The 17,070-nt window shown below is 41.7% G+C and carries 17 protein-coding genes, 1 tRNA gene and 1 pseudogene; 8 read left to right on the forward strand and 11 right to left on the reverse strand.

The annotated features are described in order from the left end of the window. The 5 genes from traM to BSCG_RS22300 form a co-directional block, all read left to right on the forward strand. The coding region (gene traM / locus BSCG_RS22320; RefSeq protein ID WP_139016490.1) for a conjugative transposon protein TraM at window positions 1-1,028 on the forward strand (1,028 nt) is incomplete at its 5' end. Between the two features lie 33 nt (window positions 1,029-1,061). Further along, window positions 1,062-1,970, forward strand: coding sequence for a conjugative transposon protein TraN (gene traN, locus BSCG_RS22315; protein WP_008775044.1), 909 nt, complete (start codon window positions 1,062-1,064; stop codon window positions 1,968-1,970). 2 nt (window positions 1,971-1,972) lie between these two features. Then, the gene (locus tag BSCG_RS22310) at window positions 1,973-2,551 is read left to right on the forward strand and encodes a conjugal transfer protein TraO (protein ID WP_008775045.1); all 579 of its coding nucleotides are present in this window, start codon (window positions 1,973-1,975) and stop codon (window positions 2,549-2,551) included. Between the two features lie 21 nt (window positions 2,552-2,572). After that, window positions 2,573-3,010: a DUF3872 domain-containing protein gene (locus BSCG_RS22305; RefSeq protein WP_008775046.1), complete on the forward strand. Its 438-nt coding sequence runs from the start codon at window positions 2,573-2,575 to the stop codon at window positions 3,008-3,010. A gap of 86 nt (window positions 3,011-3,096) precedes the next feature. Further along, window positions 3,097-4,548 (forward strand): caspase domain-containing protein, encoded by a 1,452-nt coding sequence (locus BSCG_RS22300; protein WP_008775047.1) that lies wholly within the window; start codon window positions 3,097-3,099, stop codon window positions 4,546-4,548. Between the two features lie 113 nt (window positions 4,549-4,661). Here the strand turns inward: BSCG_RS22300 and BSCG_RS22295 are convergent, their stop codons facing one another. The 8 genes from BSCG_RS22295 to BSCG_RS22260 form a co-directional block, all read right to left on the reverse strand. Then, complete coding sequence (locus tag BSCG_RS22295) at window positions 4,662-5,141, reverse strand: DUF6956 domain-containing protein (RefSeq protein WP_008775048.1); 480 nt, start codon at window positions 5,139-5,141, stop codon at window positions 4,662-4,664. 20 nt (window positions 5,142-5,161) lie between these two features. After that, a complete protein-coding gene (locus BSCG_RS22290; RefSeq protein WP_008775049.1) occupies window positions 5,162-5,374 on the reverse strand; it encodes a DUF3873 domain-containing protein in 213 nt (70 codons plus the stop codon). Window positions 5,375-5,398: 24 nt separating this feature from the next. Next, complete coding sequence (locus BSCG_RS22285; RefSeq protein WP_008775050.1) at window positions 5,399-5,611, reverse strand: hypothetical protein; 213 nt, start codon at window positions 5,609-5,611, stop codon at window positions 5,399-5,401. A 43-nt stretch (window positions 5,612-5,654) separates the two neighbouring features. Then, a complete protein-coding gene (locus BSCG_RS22280) occupies window positions 5,655-6,188 on the reverse strand; it encodes an antirestriction protein ArdA (RefSeq protein ID WP_008775051.1) in 534 nt (177 codons plus the stop codon). A gap of 409 nt (window positions 6,189-6,597) precedes the next feature. Further along, the gene (locus BSCG_RS22275; RefSeq protein WP_008775052.1) at window positions 6,598-7,050 is read right to left on the reverse strand and encodes a RadC family protein; all 453 of its coding nucleotides are present in this window, start codon (window positions 7,048-7,050) and stop codon (window positions 6,598-6,600) included. 258 nt (window positions 7,051-7,308) lie between these two features. Beyond that, complete coding sequence (locus BSCG_RS22270; protein ID WP_005841798.1) at window positions 7,309-7,851, reverse strand: ORF6N domain-containing protein; 543 nt, start codon at window positions 7,849-7,851, stop codon at window positions 7,309-7,311. 75 nt (window positions 7,852-7,926) lie between these two features. Beyond that, window positions 7,927-9,165: a site-specific integrase gene (locus BSCG_RS22265; protein ID WP_008775053.1), complete on the reverse strand. Its 1,239-nt coding sequence runs from the start codon at window positions 9,163-9,165 to the stop codon at window positions 7,927-7,929. Window positions 9,166-9,440: 275 nt separating this feature from the next. After that, a tRNA-Ser gene (locus tag BSCG_RS22260) sits at window positions 9,441-9,525 on the reverse strand. 133 nt (window positions 9,526-9,658) lie between these two features. Here BSCG_RS22260 and BSCG_RS22255 point away from each other — a divergent pair. From BSCG_RS22255 to BSCG_RS22245, 3 genes and pseudogenes are all read left to right on the forward strand, one after another. Continuing rightward, window positions 9,659-12,160 (forward strand): endonuclease MutS2, encoded by a 2,502-nt coding sequence (locus tag BSCG_RS22255; RefSeq protein WP_008775055.1) that lies wholly within the window; start codon window positions 9,659-9,661, stop codon window positions 12,158-12,160. An 86-nt stretch (window positions 12,161-12,246) separates the two neighbouring features. Beyond that, a pseudogene (gene corA, locus BSCG_RS22250) lies at window positions 12,247-13,298 on the forward strand (magnesium/cobalt transporter CorA). Window positions 13,299-13,317: 19 nt separating this feature from the next. Further along, window positions 13,318-14,526, forward strand: a complete 1,209-nt coding sequence (locus BSCG_RS22245; protein WP_008775057.1) for an L-serine ammonia-lyase — start codon at window positions 13,318-13,320, stop codon at window positions 14,524-14,526. A 64-nt stretch (window positions 14,527-14,590) separates the two neighbouring features. On the opposite strand, the gene BSCG_RS22240 is transcribed toward BSCG_RS22245, so the two are convergent. From BSCG_RS22240 to BSCG_RS22230, 3 genes are all read right to left on the reverse strand, one after another. After that, window positions 14,591-15,091 carry a PepSY-like domain-containing protein gene (locus BSCG_RS22240; RefSeq protein WP_008775058.1) on the reverse strand — a complete coding sequence of 167 codons (501 nt, stop codon included), beginning with the start codon at window positions 15,089-15,091 and terminating at the stop codon, window positions 14,591-14,593. Window positions 15,092-15,128: 37 nt separating this feature from the next. Continuing rightward, window positions 15,129-15,575, reverse strand: a complete 447-nt coding sequence (locus BSCG_RS22235; protein WP_004315194.1) for a PepSY-like domain-containing protein — start codon at window positions 15,573-15,575, stop codon at window positions 15,129-15,131. A 346-nt stretch (window positions 15,576-15,921) separates the two neighbouring features. Further along, on the reverse strand, window positions 15,922-16,278 hold the full coding sequence (locus BSCG_RS22230) for a hypothetical protein (RefSeq protein ID WP_008021509.1): 357 nt from the start codon (window positions 16,276-16,278) through the stop codon (window positions 15,922-15,924). Window positions 16,279-17,070: the final 792 nt, after the last annotated feature.

Here is a 17,070-nt window from a genome sequence, read left to right on the forward strand (position 1 = left end):
AGGATTTTGCCTTTTCGCTCGGAGAGGAAAACGGGAACGGGGAAGAATTGACCCTGATAGATGATGCTCCGGCAGAAAAGCCGAAAACCAATGTAATAGACTTCGGGGCGGGTGCGCCGAACAATAGCCGTTCCTCTATCCAGTCTTCGGCGGCAGCTTATCGGGACATGAACCGTCAGTTAGGCAGTTTCTACGAAACGCCGAAAGAGGACAAGGAAAAAGAGGAACTGAAACGTCAGGTGGAAGAACTTACTGCCCGGCTCGATGCCAAAGAAAACGGGGCGGGCAGCATGGATGAACAGGTGGCTCTTATGGAAAAGTCCTACGAACTGGCGGCAAAATACATGAACGGCGGACAGCCGGGACAGGTAGCACAAGTAACACCCACCATAGCTATTCAGGAAAAAGGAAATGCCACACCCGTAAAATCGGTATCGGACAGGACGGTTTCAGGATTGCAGCAGCCCATGAGCAACAGCGAATTTATCGCCGAATACAGTAAGCCACGCAATTACGGGTTTAATACGGCGGTCGGTAGTAGCTATTCGATGGGAAAGAACACTATCCGGGCGTGTGTGCATAACGACCAAACACTTATGGACGGGCAGACCGTCAAACTGCGGTTGTTAGAACCGTTGCAAGCAGGGAACGTGATTGTCCCCAAAAACAGCCTTGTATCGGGAAGTGCCAAAGTACAGGGGGAACGGCTCGACATACTGGTTTCCTCGCTCGAATATGCGGGTAACATCATTCCGGTGGAACTTGCCGTTTACGACAGTGACGGGCAAAAGGGGCTTTCCGTCCCCTCGTCACTGGAACAGGAAGCGGCAAAAGAAGCGATGGCGAACATCGGTGCGGGACTGGGTACGAGCATTTCCTTTGCGCAAAGTGCCGGGCAGCAGGTCGCAATGGATATAACAAGGGGCGTGATGCAAGGCGGGTCGCAATACCTTGCCAAGAAGTTCAGAACGGTAAAGATACACCTGAAAGCGAACTATCAGGTGATGCTTTACGCCAAACAACAGTAATTTATTTATCAACCATAAAAATTTCAATCCAAAATGAAAAAGTTAATTATCATGTTCGCCCTACTTTTGGGCGTGGTTTCAATGAAAGCACAAAGTAACGATTTGTATCAGGGCATCACAAAGAAACTGCCTTACCGCCAAATGGTGACACCTTACGGCGTACAGGTGACATTCGCCAAAACGGTACATATCATTTTCCCGTCTGCCGTTAAGTACGTGGATTTAGGCAGTAACTACATCATTGCCGGAAAAGCGGACGGGGCGGAAAATGTTGTCAGGGTCAAGGCTACGACAGAGGGCTTTCCCGGTGAAACCAATTTTTCCGTTATCTGTGAGGATGGCAGTTTTTATTCCTTTAATGCAAAGTACGCACATGAACCGGAAATGCTGAACATCGAAATGAAAGATTTCTTGGAGAATGAGGACACAACGGATTTCAGCCATACCCGGATGAACATCTATTTCCGTGAACTGGGCAGCGAAAGCCCGCTTTTGGTAAAGCTGATTATGCAGTCCATCTACAAGAACAATGACCGGGAAATAAAGCATTTGGGATGCAAGCGTTTCGGGGTGCAGTTCTTGGTAAAGGGGATTTATTCGCATAACGGTTTTTTTTACTTCCACACACAGGTAAAGAACAGTTCAAACGTGCCGTTTGATACCGATTTTATCCGATTCAAAATTGTGGATAAGAAAGTAGCCAAAAGAACGGCTATTCAGGAAACCGTTATCGACCCGGTACGGAGCTATAACGAGATACTGGTTATTGGTGGTAAAAGTACCGTCCGTACCGTGTACACCGTTCCACAGTTCACCATACCGGATGATAAGGTCTTGGTTATCGAACTGGTGGAAAAAAACGGGGGCAGACACCAAACTATCCGGGTGGAAAACTCGGATGTCGTGGCAGCCAAAGTGATTAACGAACTTAAAATCAAATGAACATGAAAAGGATATGCTGTATTATATCCCTTTTTGTGCTGTGCCTGACTTTCAACCAGGCACACGCACAAAGATGTCTGCCGGGAATGAAAGGCTTGCAGGTTACGGGCGGCATGGCGGACGGTGTTCACTGGAACAGTAAAAGCGATTTTGCCTATTATTTCGGGGCGGCTCTTTCCACCTATACCCAAAACGGGAATCGTTGGGTGATTGGCGGGGAATACCTCGAAAAGCATTACCCCTATAAGGATTTGCAAATACCCGTGAGCCAGTTTACAGGCGAGGGCGGTTACTACCTAAATTTCCTTTCCGACCGGAAGAAAACCTTTTTCCTCTCTCTGGGTCTATCTGCCCTTGCCGGGTACGAAACAAGTAACTGGGGTGACAAGCTGCTGTCGGATGGCTCGACCCTGATGGATAAGGACGGTTTTGTCTATGGCGGTGCGCTGACGCTGGAACTGGAGAGTTATATTACCGACCGGGTAGTATTCCTGATTAACGCACGGGAAAGATGCCTGTTCGGTTCTTCCGTTGGCAAGTTCCATACACAGTTCGGTATCGGTCTAAAGATAATCATGTGATAAACTAACCTATTATATATAATGTATATGAGAAAGATTTTAAGCCGTATTTTGATGGGCTGCTATGTAATGGCCGCCATCTTATTAGTGAGTGCCTGTAATGACAATGTGGATATACAGCAGTCTTACCCGTTCCGTATCGAAACAATGCCTGTACCGAAGAAATTAAAGGTGGGCGAAACGGCGGAAATACGCTGCCAGCTTCACCGGGACGGACGGTTTGAGGAAACAAAGTATTTCATCCGTTATTTCCAGCCGGACGGGGCAGGAACACTGAAAATGTCCGATGGGACAGTTTTACTGCCGAATGACCTGTACCCGCTTCCGAGTGAAACATTCCGGCTTTACTATACCTCTGCATCTACCGACCAGCAGACGATTGACATTTATATCATCGACAGCTTTGGACAGATGCAGCAACTTTTACTAAGTTTTTATAATGGCAACGGCAAGGAATAATAAGCCTTTTTAAATGAATATGTTAATAAACATCCAATAAAATATTGTTGGGTGTTTATTTTGTGCTTATTTTTGCAATAAAAAACATGAATGCTCTTGCTTTTGTTGTCGGAAATGCAAATTACGATGGGGAACACAATAAACTCATTAATGCTATAAATGATGCAAATGATTTCTCTGCAAAACTATTAAATTTGGGATTTGTTGTTATGAAATCAACAGATTGTACTAATGAAAGTTTTGATAGAGATATTCGGAAATTTTCAGAAGACTTAAAAAAATATGATGTTGGGCTATTTTATTTTTCCGGTCATGGTCTTCAAATAGAAGGAAAAAACTATCTAACATCTATTGACACGAGCTTTGCAGATTCTATATCAGCAAAGCATACATCTATTCCATTAGATGAGGTAATGGATTATATGCAGCAAAATAAGACAATTGTAAAAATCCTAATTTTAGATGCGTGTCGTAATAACCCATTACCAGATAGAGGTATCAATGCAGGATTGGCTCCCATTCATGCCCCTAAGGGAACAATAATTGCATTTTCAACATCTCCAGGAGAAACAGCGATGGATTATGGGGCAGGAAGAAATAGTATCTATACAGGTTCGTTATTAAATCATATCGATGATAAAAATATTCCTATTGAAGACTTTTTCAAAAGAGTTAGAACTTCAGTTTTCACATTGTCCAATGGCAAACAAACAAGTTGGGAACATACTTCATTAATAGGTAATTTTTGTTTCAATTCGGGACAATTGATACATTCCACTAATTTGCCATACAATAAAGAACATATTGCAGATAAAGATTTTATTTCTAAGGGGTCACCTATTGATGATATTATTGATTCATTAAAATCATACGATTGGTATAAACAAAATCCTGCAATAAGTAAACTAAATGGATTAAATAAAGCCACAATAGATATAAGCACACGCTTTTTGTTAGGTAGAAATTTGCTACAAACAGCGATAGGTGGAGAATTTGCTGCCAATGCCATTTTTAACAATCTATCAAATTGGTTAGATACATGGTTTAATGGAAAAGAAAATCATGTCTTAAATGGAATTTTATATGAAATATATTTTAACTCAGAGGGAAAGTTTAGACAAACAAATTTCAAATCAGGTCTAATAGACAAAATTTTTGATTTAGAAGAAAATAAGAAATTTGCTAAGTCTTTTGCTTTTATTCATAATCAATTAGAGGCATTCCGAGATTTTCTATTCTATTTACCGTCCTCATCACCAGTAACACTACCTGTTGATATTCGACTAAAAGAAATAGATGAAGATTTTTTGGGAAAATCTATTAAAAGGAAATATCTTGATTCCATAAAAATTCATGGAACAGAGATAATGAACACTGATTCTAATGAAGAGTGGTACACAACTGTAGCATACGACCAATTTATAGACAAATTGCATTTGGAATTATGCGTTCCAATGAAGCGTTTAAGAATATCAATAAATGAACAAAATACACAAGATTTGAAATTACAAATTCCAATGAATAAACTATTAAAGTAGCTAACATTTGGAGCAATGATATAAAATAGGGAACATATATGGGTTTCTTTGCTACTTTATTTCCCGGTACTCATGAAAGAAAGTAGCGGCAGCAAATCTGCTGCCGTTCTTCATCAACAGGTTACAATATCCTTGACGGGCGTGTTATGTTCCAGCCATTCTTTTACACAGTCCATGTTATATTCACTTGTTATCACTGCCTTATCTGCGCCTATGGGAGTGAAACGGGTGCTTTCGTAGCTGTCTATCCATCCTTTCAGGGAACAGCCCCCCCACGTTTTCACGTCTTCAAAAATGGCGTCCAGTGTGCCGATGGGTTCGCCGAAAGTAACTATCATTGCATCGAATGTCGTTTCGTCCGGCAGGAGTTCCAAATATTTCAAGGAGCCGAAACCGTCCGGTTTGCGTCCGAAAGACCAGTCATAAGAATAAAGTTCATCACCCCATTGGTGCGGCGTGTCAAAACGTACTTTCATCTGCACGGAATATTCGTTTTCCTCTACGGCTTCGATAACACCCGTTACCAGTAATCCTGTAAATATGCACTTGCAACGTCTGCCGATAATCTTGTTATTTACTTCTGTCGTTTTCATAAATGTACTTATTTATATCGTTATTGTTTCTTTTCTTTTTTCGCTATCCATTCATCCCGCTGGCGGCATTCGGCAAGTGTTTTAGCCACTGTGCTGAACAGTTCCATATCTGTATGGCGATAATCATACTGAAAATAAATCTGTCCCCTGAATGCGCCTAAACAGCATTTTACATATTTTTCCTCTCCCGGTGTTTGGGTAATGCTTACCCCGTTTTTGTTTAAAGTTTCCATATCGTTATAATTTAAAATGAGTTGTCAGATAATCAAAAGCGAAAGCAGCACAATGAAAATAATCGCCATGCAAAACAGGTAAACGGCAGAGATAAACAGCCGGAGAACGAACCGGATAATAAAAAAGCCTATGGTTAGGGCTATCCACATTCCGGCGGTGCTGGTGGCTGCCTGATAGATGATAAAAGCAAGTATAAACCATCGTAAAAAAGTCGTTATCTTATTATATACTTTCATTGTCTTGGTGTGTTATGGGTGGATTGCTCCACCCGGTTAGTAATCAGGCACAACGGAAAACAAAACCGTTATCCATCCAGTAATCAGTCATAAACAAGTCACGGGCAAAAGCCGAATAATCAAAGTAGGTCTTTGCGAACTCCGGCAGGTCGTAACATTCCTCTACAATTCCGTAGGCGTAATCTTCCTCGTCTTTATACTCTCCCTGATATTCGTCCTCAAAAGAAGAAATAAGGTCGTCCGCATCTTCTTCGCTTATATCGCTGTTATGGTGGTCGCACCATACGAAAAACGCTTCCTGCTGGGTTTCGCTTAGCTGCTCGATGGCGTCCCGCAATTCAAAGAACTTTTCAGAAAGCCAGCTTTCGGAAATCAGGGCTTCGGGTATGTTCTCGTAGTCCTGAAACATCAGTTCCGGGTCTTCTTCGTCCTTGTGCAGCTCCCGGCACGCTTCCAAAAACTCGTCCTTATCCGAATAGTCGGACAGCTCTAACCACTTGCCAAAAAGTGAACCGTTGTTATACTTGGCATACGTACCTACATAAACTCTTGCTTCTGATAATGTTACTGTTTCCATGACTTCTGTATTTTTAAATTTATGCGGATTTGAGAGGTAAGGGAGTTGAAGTTTCATAACCTTTTTTCCTGTTTCTCGTAAATCTGACTTTTTTTTTATGCGTTTCCGGTCGGGGCGGTCGTTTTCGTTTCATATAGGCTTTAAAGGGTAGTGTTTAGGCTTTGCAAGGTTTTAAAGAAAAATATTCTCTAGACGAAGTACAGCAGGAAGATTTTTGTTTAAACCCTTTAGGGCTTGACCTTGCAAAGCCGTTAAGAACACGGAAATACCTTTGCCTATGTGATACGAAAATGACTGCTGCGGCTAGATGACTGCCTAAGAGGAAGATTTACAATCAGAGAAACAGGGAAAAAGGTTTTATTTTAAAGGTAGGATATTGTGTTTTTGTTGCCAATAACAAAAAAAGGGCTTAGATAAGCCCCTCGTCCGTAAAGCTGTAATAGTGTTCATCCGTTAAGATGATATGGTCTAATAGAACTAAATCCAAGCATTTGCAGGCTTCCTTTATTTTTGAGGTGATTTGTTTGTCCGGTTCGCTCGGTTTGAGGTTGCCCGATGGGTGGTTATGTGAGAGGATTATCCCGGAAGCGTGGACTTTCAGGGCGGTTTGCAGGATGATTTTCACGTCCATTACAGTTTCAGCCATCCCGCCTTTGGAAATCAGGGAAACGCCTAAAGCCTTGTTTGCCCGGTTGAGGAACATTACATAACTTTCTTCGTGGTGTTCCATACATTCCGCATAGAACGGTTTCAGATAAGAATAGGACGTTTCGGAAGAGAGTATTTTCACCCTTTCGGATGCTTTTACATTGTCTTTATAAGAAATAGTGATTTCCGGCATGGTAAACTCTGTTGTTTTCATGACTACTGAATTTTAAATTAAACAATAAGAAATTTTGCCGGACACCCACAGTTTGGCGGGGACTTCAACCAAATCTTTTCAAAAAATACAACCCGCAGGTGTGGAGATTTTTTAGAAAACCGGGACGGTTCGGATTTGGTACTTGTCCCCGCCGGGCTGTAACTTTGCTAAAATTTGTGATTGAGGTACATTATTTTAGGGAACTGAAAAAGGGGTATCACTGGTGACACCCCTTAGACAACCGAATACCTTAAACCGTTATTCGTCATAGGTTCTATATCCTATCGGTTTTCGTGGTTTTGGTTCGGGCTTGCTTAATAACTGGGTAAGTGCTTGGTACACTTCGCTGAATTGTGCATCCGTACTTTCTTCCAGTTCTTCAATGCGCTTTAGTAGTTCCTGATAGCCTGTTATCATTTGACGCAAGGCTACAAATGCCCGCATGATGGAAATATTCACCTGTATGGCAATAGGACTGCGTAGCACACCGGACAAGGCGGCTACTCCCTCCTGCGTGAAAACATAGGGCAAATATTTAGTATGTTTACCACGTTTTGAACTGGTTTCTTCTTCCGTTTCATCGGGATTATTCTTTAAGGTCACAATTTGTGACCTTAAACATTCTACTTCTTCCTTTGTCAGTTCAAACATAAAATCACTTGGGAAACGTTCAATATTACGTTTGACAGCCTGTTTCAAGGCTTTTGTTTCCACCTGATAAAGTGCCGCAAGGTCACTATCAAGCATAACCCGGCAACCTCTGATTTCATAAATCTTGCTCTGAATGATTTGTAAGTCCATAATGTTATTATTTAATGGTGAGTAATTAAAAGCATAAAGGGGCTTATCACAACTTGTGACAAGTCCCCTATACAACTATTTCATTGATACTTCTTTGTAGATTTTTTCAATGCCGACAAACTTCTTGTCAAGCCCCTGCATATCGTTACTGATTTTGTTATTGGTAATTCGGGCGTATATCTGTGTCGTTTCTATATTGGTGTGTCCCAACATCTTGCTGACTGTTTCAATGGGTACACCTTTAGCAAGCGTAGTCGTGGTTGCGAAAGTATGCCTCGCAAGGTGAAATGTCAAGTTCTTTTTAATACCACATACATCTGCTATTTCTTTCAAATACGCATTAAGTTTCTGATTGCTGATAATAGGAAGTACCTTTCCGTCCGGCAATTTACCTTTGTACTTTTCCAATATCATTTTAGGAATATCCAGCAAAGGAACATTCACATCTGTATTTGTTTTTTGGCGTTTGGTTATTATCCATAAATTACCGTCAAAGGACTTGCGGATATTATCTTCCTTTAAGTTTGCAACATCCACATAAGCCAAACCACTGAAACAGGAAAAAATAAAAACATCACGCACCTGTTCCAATCGCTCGGAAACCATTTTCTTTTTGAGGATTATCTTTATTTCATCTTCTGTCAAATACCCCCTATCCACTTTTTCTAAACGTATTTTATAACTGGCGAATGGGTCGCCTATCAAGATGCCGTTATTACGGGCTATCAGGATAATGCGTTTAAAAAACTGCATAAACTTGGCGGTCGTATTAAAGCCGCATTTACAGGTGGTACGCAAATATAACTCGAAGTCAGTAATGAACATCGGGGTTATTTCCTTTATAGAAATATCCGACAGGTTATATTTGCTTTGGATGAACTCTGCAAGATGGCGGCGAGTCACTTCATATTTACGATAAGTGGCAATCGTTTTAGATATACCGACCAACTGCTTAACATCGTCATTGTGCTTTGGGAAAAGGTTAAGGATGGTGTCGTGGTTCTCACTATGACCCAAAAATTCATTCTTCACCTTTTCGGCGGTAACATAATTGTCACGCCGTTGCAGTTCGTGATAAATGGTGTTCAGGGATGCGTTTATATCATCCAGCAATCTATTGATGCGGGTAGCTTCCGCAGAACGTCCGGCGGCTTTACCTGCCTTACCATCCCAAATTTTGGGTTGAACATCAAGTTTGGAATTAAAACGACTTGCCACACCGTCAATCGTGACACGGACGAAAATAGGGTAACTGCCATTGTTTTTTTGCTTGTCCTTTTTCACAAAGAAAAGAACGGAAAATGTACTCTTCATAAACTCACTTTTTTTGGTTACAAAACTACGGTAATTAACTCAAAGTGAAGTTTATACAGGCTCGCCAAATAGCGACAGAAGTTCGCCAATTTCGGACTAAGTGTACCCCTTTTGGACTTTCAGTTGTCGGGGGTACGAGTTAGGTTACTAACTTTGTTTTTTAAGGTCTAAATGATGTCCGGTAGGGCAGACATAAGGGGATAAAAAAAGTCCCACAAATCGTTGAATTTGTGGGACTTGGCTGTTCATTGTCCGGTTTTGTCCGGTTAGTTCAGCGGAGAGACAGGGATTCGAACCCCGGGTACCTCGCAGTACAACGGTTTTCAAGACCGCCGCAATCGACCACTCTGCCACCTCTCCAAAACTCCTTTATCAGAAGTGCTTTCCGTTGAAAGCGGTGCAAAGGTACGAATCATTTTTAAATCTGCAAACATTCTGATATTTTTTTCGCGAATTAATCGTATTTTTGCAGTTCATTAGTAAGAACAGAAATATGATATACCCTCAAAACTTTGAGCAAAAGATAGGATTCGACCAGATAAGACAGTTACTAAAAGATAAGTGCCTCAGTACTTTAGGTGAAGAAAGAGTTACAGACATGAACTTTTCCGAGCAACATGAAGAGGTTGAGGAGAAATTAAACCAAGTAACAGAGTTTGTCCGCATCATCCAGGAAGAGGACGGATTTCCCGATCAATTTTTCTTTGATGTCCGTCCTTCGCTAAAACGTGTGCGGATAGAAGGAATGTATTTGGACGAACAAGAATTATTTGACCTACGCCGTTCATTAGAAACCATCCGTGACATTGTACGCTTTCTACATCGGAATGAAGATGAAGAAGAAAACAATACCCCCTACCCTAGCCTGAAACGACTGGCAGGAGATATTGCCGTGTTCCCGCAACTGATAGGGAAAATAGATGGCATCCTTAACAAATATGGAAAAATCAAGGATAATGCCTCTACCGAATTAGCCCGCATACGTCGCGAACTTGCCAGTACGATGGGAAATATTTCCCGTTCATTAAACAGCATCCTGCGTAGTGCGCAGTCCGAAGGATACGTGGACAAAGATGTAGCTCCCACCATGCGTGACGGACGTCTGGTGATTCCAGTTGCCCCTGGACTCAAGCGAAAAATCAAAGGTATCGTACACGATGAATCTGCCAGCGGAAAAACTGTGTTTATAGAACCGGCAGAAGTGGTAGAAGCCAACAACCGCATCCGTGAACTCGAAGGTGATGAACGACGTGAGATCATTCGTATCCTTACCGAGTTCTCGAATATCCTTCGTCCATCTATTCCGGAAATTCTTCAATCATACGAATTTCTGGCAGAAATAGATTTTATCCGTGCGAAAAGTTACTTCGCCATACAGACCAATAGTCTGAAACCCGCCGTAGAGAATGAGCAACTACTGGATTGGACAATGGCAGTGCATCCTTTATTACAACTTTCATTAGCCAAACATGGAAAGAAAGTCGTACCACTGGATATAGAGCTCGATCAAAAACAACGTATCCTTATTATATCCGGACCGAATGCCGGAGGTAAGTCCGTCTGTTTGAAAACAGTCGGTTTGCTACAATATATGCTGCAATGCGGCATGCTGATTCCCTTGCACGAACGTAGTCATGCCGGTATATTCAGTAGCATCTTTATCGATATTGGTGATGAGCAATCTATTGAAGATGATTTGAGTACCTACTCTTCTCACTTGACCAATATGAAAATCATGATGAAGAGCTGTAACGAACGGAGCCTCATCCTGATTGACGAGTTCGGTGGAGGTACGGAGCCGCAAATCGGAGGTGCTATTGCCGAAGCTGTACTGAAACGTTTCAACCAGAAAGGAACATTCGGAGTCATCACTACCCACTACCAGAATCTGAAACATTTTGCCGAAGATCATGAAGGAGTAGTGAACGGAGCCATGCTTTACGACCGTCATCTCATGCAAGCACTTTTCCAATTACAAATCGGTAATCCGGGAAGTTCGTTCGCCGTAGAAATTGCACGAAAAATCGGACTACCGGAAGATGTCATCGCAGATGCTTCGGAAATCGTAGGAAGTGAATATATCAATGCCGACAAATACCTTCAGGACATCGTGCGCGACAAGCGTTACTGGGAAGGAAAACGTCAAACTATCCGTCAACGGGAAAAACACATGGAAGAAACCATTGCCCGCTACCAAACGGAAATGGAAGAGTTGCAGAAATCACGGAAAGAGATCATCCGGCAAGCAAAAGAAGAAGCGGAACGGATGCTTCAGGAATCCAATGCACGCATTGAAAATACAATACGCACAATCAAGGAAGCACAAGCTGAAAAGGAAAAGACACGCCAGGCACGTCAGGAACTGACAGACTTCCGTACTTCTTTAGATGCGCTGGCTTCTAAAGAGCATGAAGAGAAGATTGCACAGAAAATGAAGAAATTAAAGGAGAAACAAGAACGGAAGAAAAATAAGAAAAACGAACCGAAAGCCGCAGTCTCTTCCCCGTCAAGTGCTCCTAAAGTAGTGCCGATTGCAGTAGGTGAGAATGTAAAAATCAAAGGACAAACAAGTGTCGGCCAAGTGATGGAAATCAATGGTAAAAATGCGACCGTTGCTTTTGGAAGCATAAAAACGACCGTAAAAACAGACCGTCTGGAACGTACCAATAATGCACCCAAGACGGAAGGAATCGCCAAAAGCACCTTTGTCAGTAGCCAGACGCATGACCAAATGTACGAAAAGAAGCTTAGCTTCAAACAGGACATTGATGTACGTGGAATGCGCGGAGACGAAGCTCTGCAAGCAGTCACCTATTTTATCGATGACGCCATATTAGTCGGCATGGACCGTGTACGCATCCTTCACGGCACAGGAACGGGAATACTTCGTACATTGATCCGCCAGTATCTGGCCACCGTACCGGGAGTGAGCCACTATGCCGACGAACATGTGCAGTTTGGCGGTGCCGGAATCACAGTAGTCGATTTTGACTAACCTGTAAACAAAACGTCCAAAGAACTTGTTCTCATTTAGAAAACCACTACCTTTGTTACAGTGGTTTTCTAAAACGAGAATAAAGCATGAAGAATAATCTGTTAAGCGAAAAGCTTATTTACACAGGAGACAGTCTTACTCCTACCCACTTACATCTTTGTACTTACAATGCTACCGAGATGCAGGAAAGCGCCAACGACACCTTTCAAGCCATCAAGGGAACACTGAACAGCGATCGGATCAATTGGCTACAAATACACGGAATGAAAGATACGGAGACTATCCGAGAAATTTGCAGTCATTTTGAAATAGACTTCCTAGTCCTGCAAGATATACTGAATGCGGATCATCCTACCAAGATAGAAGAGCATGACAAATACATCGTCCTGATCTTAAAAATATTCTACCCCAACGAACATAAAGAAGAAGACGAACTGGACGAGTTGCTCCAACAGCAAGTTTGTCTTATTCTAGGTAATAACTACGTACTTACTTTCCTCGAAAAGAAACCGACTTCTTCGATGATGTCAGCTCCGCCCTGCGTAATGATGTCCTGAAGATACGCAGCCGCCAGACTGATTATCTACTTAGCGTGCTGCTCAACAGCATCATGGGAAACTATATTTCAACAATCTCTTCCATTGATGACGCACTCGAAGATTTGGAAGAAGAACTGCTCACCATCACCAGCGGTGATGACATCGGAATTCAGATTCAGGCATTACGACGCCAATATATGCTGATGAAAAAATCCATCCTTCCACTAAAAGAACAATATATCAAGTTACTACGGGCAGAAAACCTGCTTATTCACAAAGTGAACCGTGCCTTTTTCAATGATGTAAACGACCACTTGCAATTTGTATTACAGACCATTGAGATCTGCCGGGAAACTCTTTCCTCATTAGTCGATCTGTACATCTCCAACAATGATTTACGTATGAACGACATCATGAAGAGGTTAACCATCGTATCCACCATCTTTATCCCTTTGACATTTCTGGTCGGAGTATGGGGAATGAATTACAAATGGATGCCCGAGCTCGAATGGCAATACGGGTATTTATTTGCCTGGATTGTAATGGCAATTATCGGTATTATTGTATATTTGTACTTCAGAAAAAAGAAATGGTATTAACAAAAACACATCATCAGTCATGAAATCGATAAAAGAGCTATATAGAATAGGCACAGGACCTTCCAGTAGCCACACTATGGGACCGCGCAAAGCTGCCGAAATGTTTCTGGAACGTCATCCGGATGCTGCATCTTTTAAAGTAACCCTTTACGGCAGTTTAGCTGCTACAGGCAAAGGACACATGACGGATGTAGCCATTATAGACACTTTGCAACCCACTGCCCCGGTAGAAATTGTGTGGCAGCCCAAAGTCTTTCTACCGTTCCATCCGAACGGAATGACATTTGCAGCTCTGGATAACAACGATAAAGTGCAGGAGAATTGGACTGTTTATAGCATCGGTGGTGGTGCATTGGCAGAAAATAATGACAATCCAACCATCGAAAGCCCCGATGTATATGGTATGGAAAACATGACTGAAATACTCCAATGGTGTGAAGATACCGGAAAAAGTTATTGGGAATACGTAAAGGAATGCGAGGAAGAAGATATATGGGACTACCTGGCTGAAGTATGGGCTACCATGAAAGATGCCATTCACCGTGGACTCGAAGCAGAGGGCGTACTACCCGGACCACTAAATCTCCGGCGGAAAGCCTCCACTTACTACATACGTGCCACCGGATACAAACAATCCCTGCAATCCAGAGGACTCGTCTTCTCTTATGCTTTGGCCGTAAGTGAAGAAAATGCTTCCGGTGGTAAAATAGTAACCGCTCCTACCTGTGGCTCCTGCGGAGTCATGCCCGCCGTACTTTATCATCTTCAAAAAAGCCGTGACTTTAGCGATATGCGCATTTTACGTGCGTTAGCCACTGCCGGCTTGTTTGGCAACATCGTCAAATTCAACGCATCCATTTCCGGAGCAGAAGTAGGTTGTCAGGGAGAAGTAGGTGTTGCCTGCGCAATGGCTTCGGCTGCCGCCAATCAATTGTTCGGGGGCAGCCCTGCACAAATTGAGTATGCAGCAGAAATGGGTTTGGAGCACCATTTGGGAATGACTTGCGACCCGGTATGCGGATTGGTACAAATTCCCTGCATCGAACGAAATGCATACGCCGCCGCACGTGCGCTGGATGCTAATCTTTATTCAGCTTTCACCGATGGCATGCACCGTGTCTCTTTCGACAAAGTAGTGCAAGTGATGAAACAGACCGGACATGACCTACCGTCACTCTATAAAGAAACAAGTGAAGGAGGATTGGCCAAGGATTACAAACAAATGTAATTATAAAAAGCAACGGACCATTCCTTTTATAGAAATAGTCCGTTGTCATTTTTATGATTAAAAGTTATTCAGTTGGCGGCCAATTCGTATCATCTCCGTTACTGATATCTTTCTCATGTATCAATCCGCCATCCTGCGTGAAATAAAGCGAGTAGCGCTGGCTACCTTGTTTCACCTGAATCACAGATTCCATCGGATTCTGTGGAAATGTCAACACATATACATCTGTCACTACCCACGCGTTATATTTAGAATCTATAAAAGCCGTATAAACAGCCGGCACCAACTGATCAATACTGTTCAGTTCATTTTCTGTCATCACCCAGTTGGCATTAGCATCAAACCAGACTTCCAATTCATCATTGCTCACCCAACAGTCAGCTACATAATAAGCACCTTTCATCTCCCATTCTATATTCTGGGCAGCCGGATATACCTGTTTCAAGGCCTCCGTAATATTACTGGGCGGAACAAAAGTATCATCATCGTCATTATCACATGCGCCGAAAAAAAGGGCAGTCATAAGCAACACTACTGCCCATGCGCTAAACTTAAATCTCCACATAGTTATCTTCTTGTTTAGGTCTATTTACTGCAACTAGTTAATCATCAGCCTTGATAAATTTTCCTTTCTTATCAAATTTGAAAGAAAGCCCGGTAGACAATTCAATCTCATACCCTTTGCGGTCACGTTCCACTTTCGTCACTCCTTCATTCACAAAATTATGTGCTTTCAGGTAGTTGACAGCGAATCCCGGAACAATACTAACAGGAACAGTCTGCCCTTTCTTAGCACTTACCTCTTCCCAGTTTCCCTTACTGTCAAAATCAATTTCCGTACCATCCATCAATAACACTTCATACTTGGTAGATTCCATCATATCCTTATCAATTTTGATATGGGCAACCTGTGGCTTTGTAAAATTACTATTGATAAAATTACGTGCCGGAAGCGGCAACTGATTCATGTCTTTAGTTATCACATCTTTTGCGAATGAAAACTGCACGGCTACCAGAGCCAGTACAAGTAGAGATAGAAATTTCTTCATAATCGTTATTCTTTTAGCGTTAATACTATACTTTATTCTATGCTACAAATAACGATACAGATTCCGGAAAGATTTAGGAATATTATGAGTTTGCTCTTTTTTTGTATTCTTTAACCATCTATTCTATTTTCCACTCCCCTATGGTACAACGTTCCCTTAAAACGCAATATACCAACGATCCTCACAGACAGTTGGTATATTTCACATATAGATACATATCAGTTTTTACACCGATACGAGGGTCAAGTTAAAAATATACCGCTGTACGATTTCTAACCTGCAAAATGTAGGGATTTCATGAGTTTATCATGAATCTAGGGACCTACATATTTCTTCATTTCAACATTTATCTTATACCATCCCAATGCATTACTACCACCCACTCTTTCGGTTGGTAAGTTCCGTGAAAACGGTGCGGAATCGTAGCAACCACCAAATCACAATTGGAAGCTAATACGGTTCTTAATTCCTTTAGCAACATATCCATTCGAACAATTAAATGAAGATACTTCATCATACACCGTATCACCCGTACATACTGATAAATGCACATATCCTCTCCCCGTCTTATCTCACTCAGTGTATTGGGAGAAATAGCAAATTCGCTGGAAAAGAAACTGTTACTGAAAATACGATCCGTTCCCATTAAAGCCAATACCAAATTGCTTAAAAACTCGTATGGTTTCTGTTTTTCTTTTGCCATGTCATTCTATGATTAATAATTTATAATATTTCAGTTTTTATTACTTTATCAAATATTGTCCACATAGGGAAACAATTAGCGATCCACTGCTAAAATCAACTGTCACTGACACTATTCACAAAAAAGCATATTACGTGAGCTTCCTGCATTTTTTCGAGCACACAAATTTTCGTCCCTAAAAAAGCAACGAGAGTTTATCTACTGGATACAAGCAAGTTATAAATCTCACACACCTCTTCTTTCCCCCACCAACGTGCCCTCCTTTCAAAAGGACAAAAGGACATAAGGACAAAAATCCCCTATGGTACTATAAAAATTCCAATGCCAACGACGAAGCCTATTAGTTGGGAAAGGAATTCCAGAAAGGAGCTCCTTTATTTCCCCGAAATTCGTACAATAATCTTACCTTATTGTCGAATGATTGTATTATTGAAGGCGAAAGCAAACGCGAACAAGATATCGCTCTTCTTTCCAAGCACGGTCCTTTCACTAAATAATCCTTACAATATACGTAATTTCGTTCAAGAGTTGACCAAGCATTTCATGACAGACAAAACGATTCAGGTTGGCGCAAAACACGATTTCAACATTCGTAAGGTAACACGTCTACAAAATCATTTAACATAATAAATATCAGCAATATACCTCATGATTCTTATACTAAGATGAATAAAAACAGTCATATATGTCCTTTTTGTCCTTTTGTCCTTTTGGAGAGTCGGAAAAACATCGGAAGATTTGAAAAAAACATCTCAATGATTGAAATCAAACATTGGGATATTTCGATACAAA

Origin of the sequence: Bacteroides sp. 2_2_4, from assembly GCF_000157055.1 — a bacterium.
GTDB classification, from domain to species: domain Bacteria; phylum Bacteroidota; class Bacteroidia; order Bacteroidales; family Bacteroidaceae; genus Bacteroides; species Bacteroides ovatus.